The 21,364-nt window shown below is 72.4% G+C and carries 20 protein-coding genes; 12 read left to right on the top strand and 8 right to left on the bottom strand.

The genetic code is table 11. From position 1 onward, the window contains the following. Window positions 1–174 precede the first annotated feature (174 nt). Window positions 175–789: a hypothetical protein gene (locus ABD297_RS21260; RefSeq protein ID WP_344257130.1), complete on the bottom strand. Its 615-nt coding sequence runs from the start codon at window positions 787–789 to the stop codon at window positions 175–177. A gap of 147 nt (window positions 790–936) precedes the next feature. Here ABD297_RS21260 and gatC point away from each other — a divergent pair, with 147 nt between their 5' ends. The 3 genes from gatC to gatB all read left to right on the top strand — a co-directional run bounded on the left by gatC (window position 937) and on the right by gatB (window position 4,441). Continuing rightward, the gene (gene gatC, locus ABD297_RS21255) at window positions 937–1,233 is read left to right on the top strand and encodes an Asp-tRNA(Asn)/Glu-tRNA(Gln) amidotransferase subunit GatC (protein WP_344257129.1); all 297 of its coding nucleotides are present in this window, start codon (window positions 937–939) and stop codon (window positions 1,231–1,233) included. 120 nt (window positions 1,234–1,353) lie between these two features. Continuing rightward, window positions 1,354–2,892 (top strand): Asp-tRNA(Asn)/Glu-tRNA(Gln) amidotransferase subunit GatA, encoded by a 1,539-nt coding sequence (gene gatA, locus ABD297_RS21250; protein WP_344257128.1) that lies wholly within the window; start codon window positions 1,354–1,356, stop codon window positions 2,890–2,892. A gap of 1 nt (window position 2,893) precedes the next feature. Then, entirely contained in the window at window positions 2,894–4,441 is a 1,548-nt protein-coding gene (gene gatB, locus ABD297_RS21245) for an Asp-tRNA(Asn)/Glu-tRNA(Gln) amidotransferase subunit GatB (protein WP_344257127.1), read from the top strand. Window positions 4,442–4,614: 173 nt separating this feature from the next. Here gatB and ABD297_RS21240 read toward each other — a convergent pair whose 3' ends face one another. The 3 genes from ABD297_RS21240 to ABD297_RS21230 all read right to left on the bottom strand — a co-directional run bounded on the left by ABD297_RS21240 (window position 4,615) and on the right by ABD297_RS21230 (window position 7,435). Continuing rightward, entirely contained in the window at window positions 4,615–5,322 is a 708-nt protein-coding gene (locus tag ABD297_RS21240; RefSeq protein WP_344257126.1) for a DUF937 domain-containing protein, read from the bottom strand. Window positions 5,323–5,460: 138 nt separating this feature from the next. Further along, window positions 5,461–6,720 (bottom strand): PQQ-dependent sugar dehydrogenase, encoded by a 1,260-nt coding sequence (locus tag ABD297_RS21235; RefSeq protein ID WP_344257125.1) that lies wholly within the window; start codon window positions 6,718–6,720, stop codon window positions 5,461–5,463. 52 nt (window positions 6,721–6,772) lie between these two features. Beyond that, complete coding sequence (locus ABD297_RS21230; RefSeq protein WP_344257124.1) at window positions 6,773–7,435, bottom strand: MOSC domain-containing protein; 663 nt, start codon at window positions 7,433–7,435, stop codon at window positions 6,773–6,775. Between the two features lie 66 nt (window positions 7,436–7,501). Here ABD297_RS21230 and ABD297_RS21225 point away from each other — a divergent pair, with 66 nt between their 5' ends. From ABD297_RS21225 to ABD297_RS21215, 3 genes are read left to right on the top strand one after another with little or no spacing between them, the layout of a single operon-like run. Further along, window positions 7,502–8,458, top strand: a complete 957-nt coding sequence (locus ABD297_RS21225) for a 2-hydroxyacid dehydrogenase (protein ID WP_344257123.1) — start codon at window positions 7,502–7,504, stop codon at window positions 8,456–8,458. Between the two features lie 14 nt (window positions 8,459–8,472). After that, a complete protein-coding gene (locus ABD297_RS21220) occupies window positions 8,473–9,555 on the top strand; it encodes a WD40/YVTN/BNR-like repeat-containing protein (RefSeq protein ID WP_344257122.1) in 1,083 nt (360 codons plus the stop codon). A 17-nt stretch (window positions 9,556–9,572) separates the two neighbouring features. Then, a complete protein-coding gene (locus ABD297_RS21215; RefSeq protein WP_344257120.1) occupies window positions 9,573–9,869 on the top strand; it encodes a MoaD/ThiS family protein in 297 nt (98 codons plus the stop codon). Between the two features lie 69 nt (window positions 9,870–9,938). On the opposite strand, the gene ABD297_RS21210 is transcribed toward ABD297_RS21215, so the two are convergent. Next, complete coding sequence (locus ABD297_RS21210; protein WP_344257119.1) at window positions 9,939–10,553, bottom strand: TetR/AcrR family transcriptional regulator; 615 nt, start codon at window positions 10,551–10,553, stop codon at window positions 9,939–9,941. 59 nt (window positions 10,554–10,612) lie between these two features. Between ABD297_RS21210 and ABD297_RS21205 the strand changes: the two genes are divergently transcribed. From ABD297_RS21205 to ilvD, 4 genes are all read left to right on the top strand, one after another. Further along, a complete protein-coding gene (locus ABD297_RS21205) occupies window positions 10,613–11,416 on the top strand; it encodes a hypothetical protein (protein ID WP_344257118.1) in 804 nt (267 codons plus the stop codon). Continuing rightward, window positions 11,413–13,476, top strand: a complete 2,064-nt coding sequence (locus tag ABD297_RS21200; RefSeq protein ID WP_344257117.1) for a YhgE/Pip family protein — start codon at window positions 11,413–11,415, stop codon at window positions 13,474–13,476. The genes ABD297_RS21205 and ABD297_RS21200 overlap by 4 nt, the downstream gene beginning before the upstream one ends. Before the next feature lie 52 nt (window positions 13,477–13,528). After that, window positions 13,529–14,062: a SixA phosphatase family protein gene (locus ABD297_RS21195; protein ID WP_344257116.1), complete on the top strand. Its 534-nt coding sequence runs from the start codon at window positions 13,529–13,531 to the stop codon at window positions 14,060–14,062. 116 nt (window positions 14,063–14,178) lie between these two features. Continuing rightward, on the top strand, window positions 14,179–15,879 hold the full coding sequence (gene ilvD, locus ABD297_RS21190; protein ID WP_344257115.1) for a dihydroxy-acid dehydratase: 1,701 nt from the start codon (window positions 14,179–14,181) through the stop codon (window positions 15,877–15,879). Between the two features lie 85 nt (window positions 15,880–15,964). On the opposite strand, the gene ABD297_RS21185 is transcribed toward ilvD, so the two are convergent. Beyond that, window positions 15,965–16,804, bottom strand: coding sequence for a helix-turn-helix transcriptional regulator (locus ABD297_RS21185; RefSeq protein ID WP_344257114.1), 840 nt, complete (start codon window positions 16,802–16,804; stop codon window positions 15,965–15,967). A 129-nt stretch (window positions 16,805–16,933) separates the two neighbouring features. Between ABD297_RS21185 and ABD297_RS21180 the strand changes: the two genes are divergently transcribed. Next, complete coding sequence (locus tag ABD297_RS21180) at window positions 16,934–17,752, top strand: phytanoyl-CoA dioxygenase family protein (protein WP_344257113.1); 819 nt, start codon at window positions 16,934–16,936, stop codon at window positions 17,750–17,752. A gap of 24 nt (window positions 17,753–17,776) precedes the next feature. On the opposite strand, the gene ABD297_RS21175 is transcribed toward ABD297_RS21180, so the two are convergent. Both ABD297_RS21175 and ABD297_RS21170 read right to left on the bottom strand, forming a co-directional pair. Beyond that, window positions 17,777–18,214, bottom strand: coding sequence for an SRPBCC family protein (locus tag ABD297_RS21175; protein WP_344257112.1), 438 nt, complete (start codon window positions 18,212–18,214; stop codon window positions 17,777–17,779). A gap of 9 nt (window positions 18,215–18,223) precedes the next feature. Continuing rightward, window positions 18,224–19,174, bottom strand: coding sequence for a GNAT family N-acetyltransferase (locus tag ABD297_RS21170; RefSeq protein ID WP_344257111.1), 951 nt, complete (start codon window positions 19,172–19,174; stop codon window positions 18,224–18,226). A gap of 320 nt (window positions 19,175–19,494) precedes the next feature. Here ABD297_RS21170 and ABD297_RS21165 point away from each other — a divergent pair, with 320 nt between their 5' ends. Further along, window positions 19,495–21,363, top strand: a complete 1,869-nt coding sequence (locus ABD297_RS21165) for an acetolactate synthase large subunit (RefSeq protein ID WP_344257109.1) — start codon at window positions 19,495–19,497, stop codon at window positions 21,361–21,363. The last annotated feature ends 1 nt before the right edge of the window (window position 21,364 follow it).

Raw genomic sequence — 21,364 nt, 5'->3', positions numbered from 1 at the left:
AGCCGTAGCCAAGCGAACTTCCATCGAGATCTCCCTGCCAGCCATGCAGCCCACCATGGACCGAGACCCGGCGAGTGTCAGGGATGTCCCTTCACAGGACTGACAGGGATGTCCCTTCAAAAGACACAGCGTTCGCGCCGGCGCGGACACCTCGAACCGGTGGGCGGGGAAGGGTCAGGAGCGGGGCGTCAGGATGCGGCGGGCGACCCGGCCCACCACGAGCCAGGCGACCGCGCCCAGGCCCCAGTTGGTGATGGCGTTCTTGACGACGGCGCCGTCGCCCGTGAACTGCTTGACGCCCGCCGTCCGGCTGAAGACGCCGAGGTCGGCCCAGTCGGCGGCCTTGAGCACCGCCTCGACGAGCGCGTTGTGCGTGTTGGCCTCGAGCACGACGAGGACGGCGCCGAGCAGCAGTGCCAGGGCCGCGAGCAGGCAGGCGAACCACACGATCTCCCCGAGCAGCGTGCGCACCCGCCTGATCCCTCCGGCCGTCAGGCTCACGGCCCTGCGTGCGCCGGCGCGGACGTCGAGGGAACGGCGTGCCGTCGACCCCGACTCGGCCTTGGCGGACGCCCGGTCCAAGGGCTCGACCGCGGGTGACGTCGGAGCGGAAGCGGGGGAGGCCGCCCGGGCCGGCGCGGCCGCAGAGGTATCGGCTGCCGGCTCGGACGCGGGGTGAACCGCGCGCCCGTCCGCGGGGGCGGCCGTGGGTTCGGGCGTCGGCCCCGGGGTGGGCGCCTCCGAGGGCTCGGGCGTCGGGGTGGTGGTCGGGCTGGCCGGGCTCGTCATCGAGGGTTCTCCTTGCGGCAGTTCGTGGATCCGGCGTGGTCAACGAGCGACCGGGCCCGGAGGACACGCCCGCGCCGTCCCGGGCTCGCGCAGTGCACGCCGGATGCGTGGTCCGGTCGTGCTGGGCCGCCCCATAGACTGGCGCGCATGTCATCCCTGTCCCGCGACGACGTAGCCCACCTGGCCGGCCTCGCCCGCATCGAGCTCTCCGACGTCGAGCTCGACCGCATGGTGGGTGAGCTCGGCGTCATCCTCGAGTCCGTGGCCAAGGTGCAGCAGGCGCCGACCGAGGGTGTCGCGCCGATGTCCCACCCGATGCCGCTGACCAACGTGACCCGCCCCGACGTGGTGCGCCCGAGCCTCGGCGCCGAGGCCGTGCTCGCGGGTGCGCCCGAGGCCGAGCAGCAGCGCTTCTCGGTGCCGCGCATCCTGGACGAGGACTGAGCCCACCCACGCCACCGTACTGCTCGCGTATGCCGTGTCGCCGAGCACCCGGCATACGCCCCCGCCCGCGACGGGCACCCACGAGACCTCCTGTCGCCGCTACGAACCGAAGGCACCGACGTGACCGACCTCCCCACCGACCTGACGAGGGCCACCGCCGCCGACCTGGCCGACGCCCTCGCGAGCAGGACCATCAGCTCCGTCGAGGTGACGCAGGCGCACCTCGACCGCATCGCGGCCGTGGACGGGCAGGTGCACTCCTACCTCCACGTCGACGGTGACGGAGCGCTCGCCCACGCACGCGCGGTCGACGAGCGCCGGAGCGCCGGTGAGAGCCTCGGGGCGCTCGCCGGCGTGCCGATCGCCGTCAAGGACGTCATGACGACCAAGGGCGTGCCGACGACGTGCGGCAGCCGCATCCTCGAGGGCTGGGTCCCGCCGTACGACGCGACCGTCGTGACGAAGCTGCGCGAGGCGGGCTTGCCGATCCTCGGCAAGACCAACATGGACGAGTTCGCGATGGGCTCCTCCACCGAGCACTCGGCCTACGGCCCCTCGCACAACCCGTGGGACCTGGACCGCATCCCCGGCGGCTCGGGCGGTGGCTCGAGCTCGGTGCTCGCCTCCTTCCAGGCCCCACTCGCGACCGGCACCGACACGGGCGGCTCGATCCGACAGCCGGCCGCCGTCACGGCCACCGTCGGCACCAAGCCGACCTACGGCGGCGTCTCGCGCTACGGCCTCGTCGCGCTCGCCAGCTCGCTCGACCAGGCGGGCCCCTGCGGCCGCACCGTGCTCGACACCGCGCTGCTGCACGCCGTCATGGGCGGTCACGACCCGATGGACTCCACGTCCATCGACGCCCCCGTCCCGGCGGTCGTCGAGGCGGCCCGCGCCGCCGACGTGCGCGGCATGCGGATCGGCGTCGTCAAGGAGCTCGGCGGCGAGGGCTACCAGCCCGGCGTCCGGGCGCGCTTCGACGAGTCGGTCGCCCTGCTCGAGGAGCTCGGGGCCGAGGTCGTCGAGGTCAGCTGCCCGAACTTCGAGTACGCCCTCGCGGCCTACTACCTCATCCTCCCGAGCGAGGCGTCGAGCAACCTCGCCAAGTTCGACGCCATGCGCTACGGCCTGCGGGTGCTGCCCGAGGGCGTCGACGCCCCGAGCGCCGAGCAGGTCATGGCGGCCACGCGTGACGCCGGCTTCGGCGACGAGGTCAAGCGCCGCATCATCCTCGGGACGTACGCCCTCAGCTCCGGCTACTACGACGCGTACTACGGCTCGGCCCAGAAGGTCCGCGCGCTCATCGCCCAGGACTTCGACGCGGCATACGCACGCGTCGACGTACTCGTCAGCCCGACGGCGCCGACCACGGCGTTCAAGCTCGGCGACAAGCTCGAGGACCCGATGGCGATGTACCTCAACGACATCGCCACCATCCCGGCCAACCTCGCGGGGGTCCCGGGCATGTCGATCCCGTCCGGCCTCGCCGACGAGGACGGCCTGCCGGCCGGCATCCAGATCCTCGCGCCCGCGATGAAGGACGAGCGGCTCTACTCGGTGGGCGCCGCCCTCGAGAAGGCCCTCGTCGACCGTTGGGGCGGTCCGATCCTCGACCGCGCACCCTCGCTGGGTGGCGCCGCTGCTGCGAAGGGAGCCTGAGATGAGCACGGCCACCGCCGACGCCGTCATGGACTACGACGAGGCCATGGGCAAGTTCGACCCCGTGATGGGCCTCGAGGTCCACGTCGAGCTGCACACGGCGACGAAGATGTTCTGCGGCTGCCCGACCGAGTTCGGCGCCGAGCCCAACTCGCAGGTCTGCCCGGTGTGCCTCGGCCTGCCCGGCGCGCTGCCGGTCGTCAACGAGAAGGCCGTCGAGTCGGCCATCCGCATCGGCCTGGCCCTCAACTGCGAGATCGCCGAGTGGTGCCGCTTCGCCCGGAAGAACTACTTCTACCCGGACATGCCGAAGAACTTCCAGACGTCGCAGTACGACGAGCCGATCGCCTTCGAGGGCTACCTCGACGTCGAGCTCGAGGACGGCAGCACCTACCGCGTCGAGATCGAGCGCGCGCACATGGAGGAGGACACCGGCAAGTCGCTGCACATCGGCGGCGCGACCGGCCGCATCCACGGCGCCGACCACTCGCTGGTCGACTACAACCGCGCCGGCATCCCGCTCATCGAGATCGTCACCAAGCCGATGGTCGGCGCGGGGGAGCGCGCACCCGAGGTGGCCAAGGCCTACGTCTCGGCGCTGCGCGACCTGCTGCGCGCCCTCGACGTCAGCGACGTCAAGATGGAGCAGGGCTCCATGCGCTGCGACGCCAACGTGTCGCTGCGCCCGCGCGTCGGAGCCCCGCTGGACGAGGCCCAGCTCGCCGTCCCGCTCGGCACCCGCACCGAGACGAAGAACGTCAACTCCCTGCGCTCCGTCGAGCGGGCCGTGCGATACGAGATCTCCCGCCACGCGGCGATCCTCGACGGCGGCGGCTCGATCCTGCAGGAGACGCGTCACTGGCACGAGGACACCGGCATCACGACCTCGGGCCGGGTCAAGTCCGACGCCGAGGACTACCGCTACTTCCCCGAGCCCGACCTCGTCCCCGTCGCGCCGACGCGCGAGACGGTCGAGGCGCTGCGCGGCACGCTGCCCGAGAACCCTGCTGCTCGTCGCAAGCGGCTCCAGTCCGACTGGGGCTACAGCGATCTCGAGATGCGTGACGTCGTCAACGCCGGCGCGGTCGAGCTCATCGAGGAGACCGTGGCCGCCGGCGCCAGCGCCGGTGCGGCGAAGAAGTGGTGGCTCGGTGAGCCGTCGCGTCGCGCCAACGCCGAGGGCCAGGCCATCGTCACGTATGCCGCGGGGCTGGGCCTGACGCCGGCGCACATCGCCGAGCTCGACGGGCTCGTCGCCTCGGGGCGGCTCAACGACTCGATGGCGCGCCAGGTGCTCGACGGCGTGCTCGCCGGCGAGGGCACGCCGACGGCCGTGGCCGACGCCCGCGGCCTCGAGCTGGTCCAGGACGACGGCGCCCTCGAAGCGGCCGTCGACAAGGTCATCGCCGCCAACCCCGCTGTGGCGGACAAGATCCGTGACGGCAAGGTCCAGGCCGCGGGTGCGCTCATCGGCCAGGTCATGAAGGAGATGAAGGGCCAGGCCGACGCCGGCAAGGCCCGCGAGCTCATCCTCGCCAAGCTCCAGTAACCCCGCTCCGCCCGTCGAGGGGCCACGTCCGGCCGTCTCGCAACCGTCGAGAGGCCACATTCGGCCGCCTCGCAACCGTCGAGAGGCCACGTCCGGTCACCGGACGTGGCCTCTCGACGAGTGACGGACGGCCATTCGTGGCCTCTCGACGGTGGAGGGTGGGGGAGCGGAGGTCAGCGCTTGCCGCCGCCGAGCAGACCACCGAGCAGGCCGCCGAGGACGTCGCCGGCGCCACCGCCGCTGCCACCGGACGAGCCGGCGCCGCCGAGGACCTGGCCGAGGATGTCCTGCAACGGGTTGGAACCGCCCGAGGCCGCGCCCGTCGAGGTCGCGCTCCCCGGTGCCTGCACCGGCCCGCTGTCGGCGCCCACGCCTCCGGGGAAGAGCGCTCCGCCGTCGGCCGAACCCGTTCCCGACCCGGCGCCCGAGCCTGCACCAGACCCTGCGTCCGCACCGGCCCCACCCGAGCCGCCACCGAGCATGCCCCCGAGGCCGCCCTGGCCCATCTTGTTCGCGAGCCAGGACATGACGATCGGCGCGAGAAGCGGCAGCAGCTTCTGCACGAGACCGCCGGAGCTGCCACCGAGGCCACCGAGCTGGTTGACCACCTGGTCGGTGCTGCCGCCGAAGATGTTGCCGACGATGGCGCGCCCGTCCTGCTCGTCCACGTCGCCGAGGTCGTTGACCTGGCCCTGGTGGTCCGAGAGCGCCGCGAGCAGCGAGTCCGCCCCGGCCGGGTCGGAGGCGTTGGCGTGCAGGCCGCCGAGGAGGGCGGGCAGCGCGTGCTCCGTCGCCTGCCGGACCTCGTCGCTCCCGACGCCGAGCTGGCCCGCCAGCTGGTCGATCGGTACCTGGTCGAGGATCTCGTCGTACGAACCCATCGGTGCCCCTCCTGCTCGTGGGCGGCGTCGGTGCCGTCCCTGCTCGTCAGGCTAGTCAGGTGGGGACGGGTTCAGGGAGGACGGCGGCCCCGAGGCGGCCCCGAGGCGGCCCCGAAGCAGCGCTGGGGCCGCGCCCGGTCAGCCGACGCCGACCGCCGAGAGCGGCAGCGAGATGAGCCGGTCGGCGCGGTCGTTGTTGCTCGTCGTGATCCACACCCGGTTGCCGACGAAGTGGATGTCGCGGATGCGGCCGTAGGTGCCCTTGAGGTGTCGGCTCGGCGTTCCCGCTGTGCCGTCGGCGTTGACGGGCACGCGCCACACCGACTGGCCACGCAGGGCCGCCAGGTAGACGGCGCCGTCCGGACCCACGGCGATGCCGCTCGGCGACATCTCGGACGTCGGCCACTGCGCCACGGGGTCGACGTAGTCGGGGTTGCCCGCGCGACCCTCGACCTCGGGCCAGCCGTAGTTCTTGCCGGGCTCGATGAGGTTGAGCTCGTCGTAGGTGTTCTGGCCGAACTCACTGGCCCACAGACGCTTCCGACTGTCCCACGCGAGACCCTGGACGTTGCGGTGCCCCAGCGACCAGATGGGGGATCCGCCGAACGGGTTGCCGGGGGCTGGGTCGCCGTCGGGGGTGATGCGCAGGATCTTGCCGCCGAGCGAGCCGAGGTTCTGCGACAACGAGGTGTCGCCGGCCTCGCCCGTGCCCACGTAGAGGTAGCCGTCCGGCCCGAAGGCGATGCGACCGCCGTTGTGGTAGCGGCCGCGGGGGATGCCGGAGAAGATGACGACCGGCGTCCCGATCGTCCCGTCTCGCCACGGCACGGCGGCGACGCGGTTGTCGCTGTCGGTCGAGTAGTAGGCGTAGAAGACGGGGTCCGCGTCGAAGTCCGGGGGGACGGCCAGGCCGAGGAGGCCTCCCTCGCCGCCCTCCGTCCGGTTGACGGGGATCTCGCCGGCGACCGACGGCTTGCCGCCGGAGCCGGGCGCGGGCACATGGTGGATCCGGCCGGTGTTGCGCTCGCTGACGAGGGCGCTGCCGTCCGGGAGCACGGCGACCGACCAGGCGATGTCGATGCCCGACAGGAGCGTCACGGGTCCGCTGGGGGCGGCGGTGGGCTTGGCGCGGCCGGTGGTGGCCGGTGCGGAGCTGCCCGTGGGTGCGGGAGTCGTGCTGCTGCTCGTCAGGGGTGCCGCGGTCTGCGTCGGCGGGGTCGCGCTGCCGGAGCCCGTCCGCGTGCCGTCGGCGGAGCCGGGGGTGGTGCCGGACCCCGCGCTGGTGGCGCTCCCGGGCGGCGGCGCGGTGGGGCCGCCCGTCGAGCACGCCGCCAGGACGAGAGCGATGGTGACGCAGCCCGCGAGGGCGCGACCGATCGATCGGAAGGTGTGCGGCATACCTCATTGTGTCCCACCTGGGCGCCCTGACCGCTGTCGGCGCCGCTCGGGATCACCCGCCGCGTCGCGCGAGCGTCTCCTCCAGGTCCGCCTGCACCTCCGGGTCGACGACCCGGGCGTCCACGACGCGCCGGGCGGCCGCGAGGTCCCCGGTGAAGGCGCGGAAGAGCAGGAGCAGGTCGATGTCGTGCGAGGGTCGCTCGACACGGACCCGGGCCCCGGTGCGCAGCACCCCCGCCGTGACCACCGAGAGATAGGCCCCGGTCCTGCCCTCCTCGGTGAAGCGTCGCACCCACCGAGGCTCGCCCATGTGCGTGGCGAAGGTGCTGCACGGGATCCGGGGCACCTCCACCCGGAGCACGACGTCGTCGACCCTCCACACCTCGCCGACGAGCGCGTGCGTCGTGTCGATGCCCACGGTCGTGAGGTTCTCGCCGAACCAGCCGGCACGCAGGGGACGGCCGACCTGCTGCTCCCAGAAGTCGAGGTCCTCCCGTGGGTAGGCGTAGACCGCCTGGAGCCTGCCCCCGTGGTGGCGGGGGTTGCCGATCTCGTCCCCCACGACGCCGCTGCCGAGGCCGCCGTGCTTGGGCCCCGGGTCGCGCACCTCGACCGTGTCGACGGCGTGCTTGTCGATGGCGGTCGGGCGGCCGCCCCCGCGGGGCGCCGTGCGTCGGCCGGACGCGAGGGCGAGGACGTGGGGCTCGATGGTCACCCGGCGGAGCCTAGCCGCCGGCGGTCCGGTCCCCGGGCGTCGCCCGGGCTTCGTTAGCGTGTCGACATGACTGCCGATCCGCTCGTCGTGTCCGTGCCCGACCCGGAGTACGCCGAGGCGCTCGCCGACCTGCAGGGTGTCGACCCCCTCGTGTGGGACATGGAGTCGCCGCACCCGCGTGGCGACGAGATCCGCCTCGCGGTGCTGCCCTACATGACCAAGCTGCGTCTGGCCGACGTGACGCCCGGCCTCGACGCGCTCGAGGTGGTCCAGCTGCAGAGCGCCGGCTTCGAGCACTTCGTCGACGACCTCCCTGCGGGAGTGACGCTGTGCAACGCGGCCGGTGTGCACGACGGGTCGACGGCTGAGCTCGCCCTCACCCTCACCCTCGCCTCGATCCGCGAGATCCCCGGTTTCGTTGCCTCCCAAGCGCGTTCGACTTGGGAGCCGCTGAGGCTGCGCTCGGCCCTCGCCGACCGCCGGGTGCTCGTCGTGGGCTACGGACAGATCGGGCGGGCGATCGCCCGTCGCTTCGCGCCGTTCGAGGTCACCCTCACGGCGGTGGCGTCGCGGGCCCGGGTCGGTGACGACCTCGTGCCTCACGTGCACGGCATCGACGAGCTGCCCGAGCTCCTGCCCGAGCACGACGTCGTCGTCGTCATCGTGCCGCTGTCCGACGCGACGCGAGGGCTCTTCGACGCGCAGATGCTCGGTCGTATGCCGGACGGCGCGCTGCTCGTCAACGTGGCCAGGGGAGCGGTGGTCGACACCGACGCCCTCGTCGCCGAGTGCGCCTCGGGCCGCCTGCTCGCAGCGGTGGACGTGACCGACCCGGAGCCGCTCCCGACGGACCACCCGCTCTGGACGACGCCTGGGGTTCTCGTCACGCCGCACGTCGGGGGCGCGACCGAGGCGATGCGTCCCCGGGCCATCGCCCTCGTGCGTCGGCAGGTGCAGAACCTGCTGTCCGGCGCGGGCGTCGACAACGCGGTGGCCGGACCCTTGTCTGCCCCGCAGACATAGTGGACACTGTCAACATGACCGAGACCATCGTCGCGATCGGCACCCGCAAGGGCCTGTGGATCGCTCGCAGCAGCGACCGGCAGGACTGGACCCTGGAGGGCCCGCACTTCCTGATGAGCGAGGTCGCCTCGGTGGCGGTCGACACCCGGGACGGGCGCTCCAACGTCCTGGCCGGGGTCAAGTCGTGGCACTGGGGCCCGACCGTCCAGGTCTCGTCCGACGGCGGGCGCACGTGGACCGAGAGTGCCGAGCGTGCCCTCTCGTTCCCCAGCGACACCGACACCGCCCTCGAGCGGGTGTGGCAGCTGACGCCGGACCCCAACGACGCCGACGTCGTGTGGGCGGGGGTCGAGCCGCACGCGCTCTTCCGCAGCACCGACCGCGGCGAGCGCTACGAGCTCGTGCGGGGTCTGTGGGACCACCCGCACCGCCCCAGCTGGGAGCCGGGTTTCGGCGGGGGAGCCGTGCACACCATCGTCCCCGAGCCGGGCCACCCCGAGCACCTGCTCGTGGCCATGAGCGCGGGTGGCGTCTACCGCTCCGAGGACGGTGGCCAGACCTGGGCAGCGAGCAACCCGGGCATCCGCGCCTACTTCATGCCGGACGACGAGTACCCCGACCACGGCCAGTGCGTGCACAAGGTCGCCCGCGGCCAGGCCGACGGTGCGCTCTACGCCCAGAACCACAAGGGCGTCTACCGCTCCGACGACAACGGCCGCACGTGGGACTCCATCGCCGACGGCCTGCCCACCGACTTCGGCTTCACCATCCTCGCCCACCCCCGTCGTCCCGGTGTCGTGTGGAACATCCCGGTGCAGGACGACGGCGAGCGCATCCCGCCGGGCGCCCAGCTGCAGGTGCAGCGCTCCGACGACGGCGGTGCGCACTGGCGCATGCAGGCCGTCGGGCTGCCGTCCGACAGCTACACGTGCGTGCTGCGCGACGCCGCGTCGCTCGACGACGCCGACCCGGTCGGGCTCTACCTCGGCACCCGCAACGGTGACGTCTTCGCGTCCGTCGACGAGGGGGAGTCCTTCACCCGCATCGCCACCCAGCTGCCCGACGTCCTCGTCGTGCGCGCGGCCCAGCTCGCCTGACACGCAAGGGATCTCGTATGCCGTCTGCTCCCGTCCGCGTGATCCTCCCGGGCATGCTCCGCGACCTCGTCGGCGGGGTGGCGGAGATCGAGGTCGAGTCCCCGTCCGGCTCCCAGACCGTTGCCGAGCTGCTCGACCGGGCGTTCTCGGAGCACCGTGTGCTCGACGGCAAGGTGCGCGACGAGCGCGGCCAGATCCGTCGCCACGTCAAGGTGTTCGTCAACGGTGAGGACGCGACCCGGGGTGAGGGCGTCTCGGCGCCGGTGCCGGCGGGGGCGCGGGTCCACATCATCAACGCCGTCTCGGGCGGCTGACGGAGACGGGGCTCCTCGGATCCCGCTGTCGGCCCGTCCAGGTGGGCGCCGGGTCGTACGCCGCGGGTCTCAGGTGTCCACGCCGAGCAGGATCGGCAGCACGGTGCGCTCGAGCTCGCCGACGGCCAGCGAGCGCGGCTCGACGAGGCGCTGGGTCATCGACCCCTGGGCCAGCGCGATGGCGGCCCGCACGAAGAGCTCGGTGGGGATCGGCATGGTGAGGCCCTGGCGCGCGACGGTCTCGTCGACGACCGTGACGAGCTCGTCGCGCACGCGGCGCTGCTGGGCGGCCCACGCGCGACGGGCCTCGGGGTCGCGGATCGCGTGCAGGGTGAACTCCGTCGTCAGCACGAGCCAGCGCTCCTTGCTGCGGCTGTCGTCGGCGAGCGCCGCGAACACGTCGCGCAGGACCTCGTCGGCCCCCGCGTGCTCGCGCTTGCCGGCTCGGCGGATCCGGTCGACGAGCGCCTCGGAATGGCGCCGGGACAGCTCGACGACGAGGTCGTCCTTGGAGCTGAAGTTGGAGTAGAAGGCGCCCCGGGTGAAGCCGGCGCGGTCGCAGATGTCCTCGACGGTGGCCCCGTGGAAGCCGCGCTCGGCGAAGACCGAGCTCGCAGCCTCGAGCACGCGGTCGCGCGTGGCCTGGCGTCGGGCGCTGATTCGGGGCTCGGCCGTCGTGGTCATGTGTACAAGGATACGTAGTCGAATTGGATACGACAACGTATCGGATGCATACTCGTATCGTGACTGAAACCGAGGTGACCCACCTGCAGGGCTGGAACCAGCGGACCGTCGTCGTCGACGACGTCAGCGTCGCCGGCACCCACGAGCCCTTCGTCGAGCACGTCTCGTTCACGGCTCCGCCCGGAGCGGTCACCGTCGTCCCCACGGACCCCGGCATCCCGCAGGTCGCCCTCGCCCTCGCGATCGGCGGTCGCGTGGAGCTCCTGCGTGGTCGCGTCCGCGTCGGCGCCGGGGCGGACCTGGCCGACCTCCAGCTGCGCACGCGACTCGTCGACGTCGCCGACGTCACGGCGCCGGAGGACACCATCGCGGTCAAGGCGGTCGTCCAGGAGGAGCTCGCGCTCGCGGAGAAGCCGGCCGGCCGCGCCGCGGTGGCGAGCTTCCTCGCAGCCCACGACCTGTCGGACCGTGCGGCGCACCCCTGGGAGCAGCTCCCCGCGGGAGTGCGCACGAGCCTGCTGCTCGAGCTCGGCGCCCTCCACCCCATGGTGCGCGTCCTCGTCCTCGCCGGTCCGGAGCGGCACGGTGGGGACCACACCGTGTGGTTCGAGACCTGCCGGCGGCTCGCGCAGACGGGTCTCGCCGTCATCGTCCTGACCACGGCGGCGACCGCCGCGTCCCTCCCCGCCGACCTCGACAGCGCCGACGACACGGCCGACAGCGCGGCATACGACACGGCATACGACACGGCATACGAAACCGCTGACGACACGGCGTCCGACACGGCACACGAAGCCGACGTCGAGGCGGACCCCGCTGCCGACGCCGACGCACCGAACCTCCCGAAGGAGCCCTCGGCATGAACCCCGTCCGACTCGCGGTCGCCGAGCTGCGCCGCCTCACCTCCTCCCGCCTCGCCCGGCTGGCCCTCGCGGCCCTCGTGCTGATCCCGACCCTCTACGGCGGGCTCTACCTCTATGCCAACCACGACCCGTACGGCGCCTTCCCGCAGGTGCCGGCCGCGGTCGTCAGCGACGACACCGGGACGACGCTCAGCACGGGGGAGAAGCTGCAGGTCGGTGCCGGCGTCGCCGACCACCTCGTCGAGTCGAAGTCCTTCGACTGGCACCGCGTCTCGCACGCCGAGGCGCTGCGTGGCGTCGACGACGGCACGTACGCGTTCGCGGTCATCATGCCGAAGACGTTCTCGGCCGACCTCGCCTCGACGGCCGAGATGAAGCCTCGCCAGGCCACCGTCGTGCTCGAGACCAACGACGCCAACAACTACATGACCTCGATGATCGGCAGCCAGGTCATCAAGCAGGTCAGCGCGTCCGTGGCGAGCGAGGTGAGCCAGACAGCGGCGAGCAAGCTGCTGCTGGGGTTCAGCCAGGTGCACGACCAGCTCGTCAAGGCCGTCGACGGGTCGGAGAAGCTGCGGGCCGGAGCCGCCAAGGCGGACTCCGGCGCCCACCAGCTCTCGTCCGGGGCGACCAGTCTCGCGAGCGGCCTGCACGACCTGACCTCGGGGGCCAGGCGCCTCGCCACCGGCATCGGCCAGGCGGCCTCCGGCGCCGACAGCCTCGAGGCCGGAGCGGGTCAGCTCGCCTCGGGTCTGGGCACGCTGCAGTCGCGGACCGCGAGCCTGCCGTCCCAGACCGACAAGCTGGCCGACGGCGCCGAGCAGGTCGCGGCGGGCAACCGCACGATCGCCGGCTACGGCACCAAGGCCGCGACGGCCTCGAGCGACCTCAAGCGCCGCGTCGCCGCCGACCGCGCGAGCTTCCTCGACAGCCTGCGCGCCCAGGGACTGACCGACGCGCAGCTGTCCCTCGTCAGCGCGCGACTGGACACGATCGACGGCTACGTCAACCGTGCCGACTCCACGATCCAGTCGGCCTCGAGCGACCTGACGCGCCTGTCCCAGGGAGCAGACCAGGTGGCCACCGGCGCCCGCGCGCTCGCGAACGCGACGCCGGCGCTCACCGACGGCATCGCCTCCGCCCACTCCGGTGCGGTGCGGCTGCGCGACGGGGCGAGCACGCTCTCGAGCGGCCTCGACACCCTCAGGACCGGCGCCGACCAGCTGGCCACCGGCGCGGACAAGGCCGCCACCGGGGCCGACTCGCTGGCCTCGGGCGCGACGTCCCTCGCGTCGGGGCTCGACGCGCTGAGCAAGGGCGCCATCGACCTCCACGCCGGGCTCGTCAAGGGCCGGGACTCCATCCCCGACCCGAACGACGCCCAGCGCAAGGCGATGGCGCAGACGATCGGCAACCCCGTCGGGGTGTCGACCGGATCGCTCTCCTCGGCCGGCTCCTACGGTGCCGGACTGGCGCCGCTCTTCATGAGCCTGGCGCTCTGGATCGGCGCCTACGTGCTCTTCCTCTTCGTCCGCCCGCTGTCACCACGGGCGCTCGCGACGAGCCAGCGCTCCATCCGCACCGCCCTGGGCGGATGGCTCGCTCCGACGCTCGTCGGGCTCGTCCAGGTGGCCTCGCTCGTGCTCGTCGTCGGCCGCGGGGTCGACATCAAGATCGCCCACCCCGTGCTGGCGTTCCTCTTCCTCTGCTTCACCTCGATGACGTTCGTGGCGATCCTGCACGCCCTGGCCGCACGCTTCGGCGCCGTCGGGAAGTTCCTCGGTCTCGTCTTCATGGTCGTGCAGCTCGTCAGCGCGGGCGGCACCTTCCCGTGGCAGACGCTGCCCGCGCCCCTGCAGGCCGTGCACCACGTCGTACCGATGAGCCATGCGGTCGACGGTCTGCGCCGCCTGCTCTACGGCGCCGACCTCGGGCCGGTGCTGGGCTCGCTCGGGGTGCTCACGGCATACCTCGTCGCGGCGCTCGCCGTCTCGACGATCGCGGCCCGGCGGTCGAGGATGTGGACCCCCAAGCGGATCAAGCCCGCCCTCGAGCTGTGACCCGGCAGGCCCCGGGCTGACAAGCCGGGCCCGCAGGGGCATGCTCGGAAGCATGAGCAGCGCCTCGAGAGAGAAGACCCTCATCCTCATGCGGCACGCCAAGGCCGAGGAGGGCGCCGGCAAGCCCGACCACGACCGCGAGCTCGCCTCGCGCGGCCGTCGGGACGCCAAGGCCGCGGGCACCTGGCTCCATGCCGAGGGGCTCGTGCCCGACCTCGTCATCTGCTCGACGGCGCAGCGCACGCGCCAGACGTGGGAGGAGGCGTGCCGGGGTGGTGCCCACACCGAGTTCGTCGAGTTCCGGCGCAGCGTCTACCTCGGCGGCTCCGAGCAGACGCTCGAGACGGTGCGCGAGGACGCCGGTGACACCACGACCGTGCTCGTCGTCGGCCACAACCCGACGATGGCCCAGCTGACGAGCCTGCTCACCGATGGTGAGGGCTCGCGCGAGGCGCACGAGGCCCTGGGCCAGGGCTTCGTCACGAGCGGCCTGGCCGTCCTGCGCTATGCGGGGGAGTGGGCCGACCTCGACCTCGGCTCGTGCGAGCTGACCCGTTTCCACGTCAGCCGCGGTCACGGGGACTGACCCCGGCTGGTGTCGCCTGACGTAGACACGGCGACCGACCGCGTCCGAGCGCCCTCACACCGATCAGGCAGTGAGATGCGGTGTCCAGCCAGCGGACACGGTCCTATGCTGCAGCCATGACGCAGACGCCTGACATCAAGCCCCGCAGCCGCGACGTCACCGACGGTCTCGAAAAGACCGCCGCGCGGGGGATGCTCCGGGCCGTCGGCCTCGGCGACGACGACTTCGCCAAGCCGCAGATCGGCGTCGCGAGCTCGTGGAACGAGATCACGCCGTGCAACCTGTCCCTAGACCGGCTCGCCAAGGCCGTCAAGGACGGCGTGCACGCCGGGGGCGGCTACCCGCTCGAGTTCGGCACCATCTCGGTCTCCGACGGCATCTCGATGGGGCACGAGGGCATGCACTTCAGCCTCGTCTCGCGCGAGATCATCGCCGACTCCGTCGAGACCGTCATGAACGCCGAGCGCCTCGACGGCTCAGTGCTCCTCGCCGGCTGCGACAAGTCGCTGCCGGGCATGCTCATGGCCGCCGCGCGCCTCGACCTCGCGTCCGTCTTCCTGTATGCCGGCACCATCCTCCCCGGCGTCGCCAAGCTCTCCGACGGCACCGAGAAGGAGGTCACGATCATCGACGCCTTCGAGGCCGTCGGTGCGTGCAACGCCGGACTCATGTCCCGTGAGGACGTCGACGCCATCGAGCGCGCCATCTGCCCGGGTGAGGGTGCCTGCGGCGGCTTCTACACCGCCAACACGATGGCCGCCGTCGCCGAGGCGATCGGCATGTCGATCCCCGGCTCGGCCGCGCCGCCCGCGACCGACCGCCGTCGCGACATGTACGCCCGCAAGTCGGGCGAGGCCGTCGTCGAGCTGCTGCGACGCGGCATCACGGCGCGCGACATCATGACCAAGCCGGCCTTCGAGAACGCCATCGCCGTCGTCATGGCCTTCGGCGGCTCGACCAACGCCGTGCTGCACCTGCTGGCCATCGCGCACGAGGCGGACGTCGACCTCACCATCGAGGACTTCCGGCGCATCGGCGCCAAGGTGCCGCACCTGGCCGACGTCAAGCCGTTCGGCAGCTTCGTCATGAAGGACATCGACCACATCGGCGGCATCCCCGTCGTCATGAAGACGCTCCTCGAGGCCGGCCTGCTCGACGGCGACTGCCTCACCGTGACCGGCAAGACGATGGCCGAGAACCTCGAGGAGATCAACCCGCCCCACATCGACGGCCGGGTCATCCGCGAGATGAGCCAGCCCATCCACAAGACCGGCGGCCTGACGATCCTCACCGGCTCGCTCGCCCCGGAGGGCGCCGTCGTGAAGTCGGCCGGGTTCGACGAGTCCGTCTTCGAGGGCACCGCGCGCGTCTTCGACGGCGAGCGCGCCGCGATGGACGCCGTCGAGGCCGGTTCGCTGAAGAAGAACGACGTCGTCGTCATCCGCTACGAGGGCCCCAAGGGCGGCCCCGGCATGCGCGAGATGCTCGCCGTGACCGGCGCCATCAAGGGCGCCGGCCTCGGCAAGGACGTCCTGCTGCTCACCGACGGGCGCTTCTCCGGCGGCACGACGGGCCTCTGCGTCGGGCACGTGGCCCCCGAGGCCGTCGACGAGGGACCCATCGCCTTCGTCCGCGACGGCGACACGATCCGCCTCGACGTCGCCAGCGGCACGCTCGACGTGCTCGTCGACGAGGCCGAGATGGACCGCCGCCGTCAGGAGGGCGTCACGCACCCCGAGCCGAAGTACACCCGCGGCGTGCTCGCGAAGTACCGCAAGCTCGTCGGGAGCGCGAGCGGCGGCGCCGTCTGCGGCTGACCCGCACGGCGCGCCAGTGCCTTCGAGGTGATGTCGGCACCAGCACGGGTGCTGACATCACCTCGACCAGCGATGACGTATGCCGTCAGGTGCCGGCGTCGCGGTAGGCGCGCGGCGTCAGGCCGGTCGCCTCGCGGAAGCGCCGGATGAGGTGCCGCTCGTCGGTGAACCCGGTGGCGGCGGCGATGTCGCGCACGCTGAGCCCGGTGTGCACGAGCAGGTCGGTCGCGGCGGAGAGCCGACGGGCCGCCCGGTGCGCGTACGGGCCGGTGCCCGTCTCGGCCCGGAACCGCCGCCGCCAGGTCTCGTAGGGCAGCCCGACCTCGGCCGCCACCGAGGACAGGTCGAGGGTCTGGGTCAGGTCGCCCTCGAGCAGCTCGACCGACCGTGCGAGCCAGCCTGACTCGGCGCCGGGACCGCGTCGGAGGCGCGGGTGGTCGACGAGGTCGCGAGCCTGGAGCAGGGCTGCGAGCAGGTCGAGCGCCTCGGCGTCCCGCGCGTCGACGGTCGCAGGCCGCGCACGGTCGAAGGCGGCGAAGCGGGCGGCCCACCGGCGCGCCGGCAGCCCGTGCACGAGCGGGCGGTCGGGGGAGAGGGCGCCGGTGCGGCCGGCGCACTCGAAGACCACCCCGTCGAACACGACGAAGTGCTCGTCCCAGCCGCCGGGGTCGGCGCCGTACCAGTGCGGGTGGCCCGGGTGGACGACGACGAGCGTGCCTGCGCCGATGGGCTCGTCGTGGCGGGCGTCGCGGTACCGGCCCGTGCCGGCGGTGACGAACGTCAGGCCCCACGTCGGGTGACGCCTCGTCGTGCCCGGCGGCAGTCCGCTGCCCGCAGTGATGCGGCCTGCGACGAGCACCTCTCCGAGGCGACCCGCCAGGGGTCGCCGCGGCCCGGCCCCACGCATCGACTCGGTCTCTGTCATGCCTGCCATCGAACCAGAACGTACCCCCGTCGCCACGAGGTCCGGGGTGCCGGCTCGGCAGGTCTGGTGTGCTTCAGCCGCCCGACGACCGCTCCGGCCGTTGGTGATCCGCGAAGGAAGGTCCCTCTCATGCCCACCGACACGCTGCCCGATCTCACCACGGCATACCCCACCCGTGGCGAGGACGTCGCCGCCTACCGCACGAACGGGCACGTGCGCCTGACCCAGGTGGCCACCCGCGAGGAGGCGACCGCCTACCGCGAACCCGTCGCCGCGGCCGTCGAGCGTCTCAGCACCGAGACGCGCCCCCTGGCCGAGCGCGACAGCTACGGCATGGCGTTCCTGCAGGTGATGAACCTGTGGCGGCACGACGAGGACGTCGCGCGCTTCGTCATGGCGTCCCGCTTCGCCGGCGTCGCGGCACGGCTGCTCGGAACGCCCCGGGTCCGGCTCTACCACGACCAGGCGCTCTTCAAGGAGCCCGGCGGCGGCTGCACGCCCTGGCACCAGGACGCGATGTACTGGCCCCTCGACGGCTCGCGGTGCCTGACGATGTGGATGCCGCTCGTCGACATCACGCCCGACCACGGCGGTCTCGCGTTCGCGAGCGGGAGCCACGTCGACGGGCCACTCAGCGACATCGGCATCTCCGACGCGTCCGAGGAGCACTTCGACCGAGTGGTCGCCGAGCGCGGTCTGGCCGTCGACGAGCCGGTCGCGATGCGGGCCGGCGACGCGTCCTTCCATTCGGGCTGGACGGTGCACAAGGCCTTGGGCAACACCTCGGCGCAGATGCGCGAGGTGATGACGGTGATCTGGTTCGCCGACGGCCTGTCCGTGCTCGAGCCGGCCAACCGGGCGCAGGTGGGCGACCTGGCTTCGTGGCTGCCGGGCCTCGCGCCCGGCGAGCTCGCGGCGTCCGACGCGAACCCCGTCCTGCCCCGCTGACCGCGGGGTACGCGGCTGGTCGAGCTAGGTGCTCGGGCCCGACGCCGCGGCCTCGGACCGGGCCTTGAGGCCCGCGGCCTCCATCGCGAGGTAACGCTCGGTGAGGGTGCGGTAGCCCCGGCCGAGGACCGCGCCGGCCCAGCCCGACTGCGTGATGGAGAGCGTGGCACGGCAGGTGTCGGGCCCGGTGGCCTCGACGGCGTGCACCCCCGTCGTCACGGTGCCGGGCCCGCGCGCCTCCCAGGTGAACTCGCGTCCCTCGGTGAGGTCCGTGACGGTCCACACGGTCGTCGGGATGCGGGGCTGGTCGACGCGGGCCCGCGCCCCCACCCGGAGGTCGTCGTCGAGCAGGCGCACGGAGCGCACCGAGGCGGTCCACTCGGACCAGCGCTCCACGTCACGCATCACCGACCACACGAGAGAGACGGGGGCGTCGATGTCGATGCTCGTGCGCTGCTCCACGGCGTCTCCTCAGGCTGGTGCGGCCCCGGGCTGCGGTGCCACGGCGGCGGCCCAGTGGCGCCACACCGACGTGACCTGCATCCCGACCTTCTCATAGAGACCGAGGGCTCCGGTGCGGGAGTCGGTCGAGAGCTCGGAGCGCTCGCCACCGTGGGCGCGTGCGACCTCGAACGCGTCGACGAGCAGCGCTCGGGCAAGCCCCCGGCCACGCTCGTCCCGCCGCACCGCGAGCTTGTCGACGTAGCCGCACCTGCTGGACACGACGACGAAGGCCATGCCGACGACCACGCCGGCGGCATCCGCCATGAGCCGCAGCTGCCAGGGCTCGTAGCCCGGGCGGCGGGAGACGGTGGCCGTCCACTCCTCGAAGGACGAGCGCTCCCGCTCGGACCACTCGAGGAACGCGTCCTCGTTGACGGTCCAGGCCGCGCGCAGGTCGGCCTCGTCGCGCGGCTCGCGGATGCTGTAGCCCTCGGGGAGCGGCTGCGGCGCGATCGTCGTGCCCGCCGGCATCTCGAGCACCCAGGACGTCCAGAGGGTGCGGTAGCCGAGGTCGGAGAAGAGCCGCTCGCCGGGGGAGTCGCCGGGCACGGGCTGGCCGACGAGCGTGCCGCCGTCACGCGCACCGACGGCACGCGTCCAGTGCGACAGGGCGGTGCCGAGGCCGCGGCCCCTGTGGTCGGGTGCCACCGCGCCGTCGGCCCAGCGGCCCTTGAAGACCTCGGCGTAGGCCACGAGCCGGTCTCCGTCGAGGACGCCGACCGACTGGGTGGCGAGGTCGAAGGCCGGACGTTGCCAGTCGCCGACGATGTCGGCCTCCTCGATGAGGACCTCGCCCACGTCGTGCAGCTCGCAGGAGGCCATGAGGGCCGTGACCGCAGCCGCGTCCCTGCGGGTCAGCGGACGGGTCGTGAGGTGGGCCGCGGTCGTCGGCAGCAGGAGGGGCACGGCGCTCGTCATGACGGTCAGTGTCCCGAGAGGTCCCGCGGGCGACAACCGACTTTCGGGGACGAGCACCCACGGGGACCGTCGTGCGCAGGTGACAGTGGGTGAGATCACGAGGTCACATGCTGAGACGGGCGAGACGGCCGATTGACACCGTTGGGGCCGCGTAGGACGGTTGTCACGTGGCCCGACTCCTCGTACTTCCCTAGCGCGCCGACCAGCCCGAACGGTCAGCGCGCCCCCTTCCGTCCCCCCGCGGGACAGAAGGGTTTTTTTGTGGCTGGAGTCAGCCCGAACCGGCAACACCACGCAGTGCTCGAGACAAGGAAGAGATCGTGAGCGACACGACGAAGCAGGCGCCCTCGCCCGCCGACGTGGCCTCCCTGGCCCGTCCCCGACCCGCGGCGGAGGCCAAGGCCGTCCCGACGGCCGGCGTCGTCACGCCGGTACTCGAGGTCACCGGGGCGCAGGCGCTCGTCCTCTCCCTCGAGGCCATCGGCTGCGACACCGTGTTCGGCATCCCGGGCGGTGCGATCCTCCCGGCCTACGACCCCATGCTCGACTCGAAGAAGGTCCGCCACATCCTCGTGCGCCACGAGCAGGGTGCCGGTCACGCCGCCGAGGGCTACGCGTCGGCGACGGGCAAGGTCGGCGTCTGCATGGCCACCTCGGGCCCGGGCGCGACCAACCTCGTGACCCCGCTCGCCGACGCCCACATGGACTCCGTCCCGGTCGTGGCGATCACCGGCCAGGTGGCGAGCGCCGCGATCGGCACCGACGCCTTCCAGGAGGCGGACATCCGCGGCATCACGATGCCGATCACCAAGCACAACTACCTCGTGACCGACCCGGCGAAGATCCCGCAGGCCATCGCCGAGGCCTTCCACGTCGCGAGCACCGGGCGCCCCGGTCCCGTCCTCGTCGACATCAGCAAGGATGCCCTCCAGGCCACGACGACGTTCAGCTGGCCGCCGCAGATCGACCTGCCCGGCTACCGTCCCGTCCTGCGCCCGCACGGCAAGCAGATCCGCGAAGCCTCGCGGCTCATGGCGCTCGCCAAGCAGCCGATCCTCTACGTCGGCGGCGGCGTCGTCAGGGCGCACGCCAGCGAGGCGCTGCGCCGTCTCGTCGAGCTGACCGGCATCCCCGTCGTCACGACCCTCATGGCGCGCGGCACCGTGCCCGACAGCGAGCCGCTCAACCTCGGGATGCCGGGCATGCACGGCACGGTCGCCGCCGTCACCGGCCTGCAGAAGTCCGACCTCATCATCGCGCTCGGTGCGCGCTTCGACGACCGGGTGACGGGTCAGCTGTCGACGTTCGCCCCCCACGCCAAGGTGATCCACGCCGACATCGACCCGGCCGAGATCTCCAAGAACCGCATCGCGGACGTGCCGATCGTCGGTGACGTCGGTGAGGTCATCAAGGACCTCATCGAGCAGGTCACGCTCGACCGGGCCACCGCCGAGAGCGACGGCGACGCGTGGGACTACATCGCCTGGCGCGAGCGCGTCGCCGACTGGAAGCAGACCTTCCCGCTCGGCTGGACCGACAGCGAGGACGGCACCCTGTCGCCGCAGTACGTCATCGAGCGCATCGGTGCCCTCACGGGGCCCGAGGCCACCTACGTCGCGGGCGTGGGGCAGCACCAGATGTGGGCCGCGCAGTTCGTGCAGTACGAGCGCCCCAACGCGTGGATCAACTCCGGCGGCCTCGGCACGATGGGCTTCTCGGTCCCGGCAGCCATGGGCGCCAAGGTCGCCGAGCCGGAGCGCACCGTGTGGGCCATCGACGGTGACGGCTGCTTCCAGATGACCAACCAGGAGCTCGCGACCTGCGTCATCAACAACATCCCCATCAAGGTCGCCATCATCAACAACAGCTCGCTCGGCATGGTGCGCCAGTGGCAGACGCTCTTCTACAACGAGCGCTACTCCAACACCAACCTCCAGCCGCTCGAGCAGCGGGTGCCGGACTTCGTCAAGCTCGCCGACGCCTACGGCTGCCTCGGCCTGCGCGCCGAGACGCCGGAGGAGGTCGACGCCGTCATCAAGCAGGCGCTCGAGACCAACGACCGCCCGGTCATCATCGACTTCATCGTGCACCGTGACGCGATGGTGTGGCCGATGGTGCCGGCCGGCGTCAGCAACGACATGATCCAGGCCGCACGCCACGAGGCGCCGGTCTGGGAGCGGGAGGACTGAG

It is taken from the genome of Terrabacter carboxydivorans (genome assembly GCF_039532035.1).
GTDB classification, from domain to species: Bacteria; Actinomycetota; Actinomycetes; order Actinomycetales; family Dermatophilaceae; genus Terrabacter; species Terrabacter carboxydivorans.
Note: the sequence above shows the minus strand (reverse complement) of the source record. Positions and strands in the feature narration are given on the sequence as shown.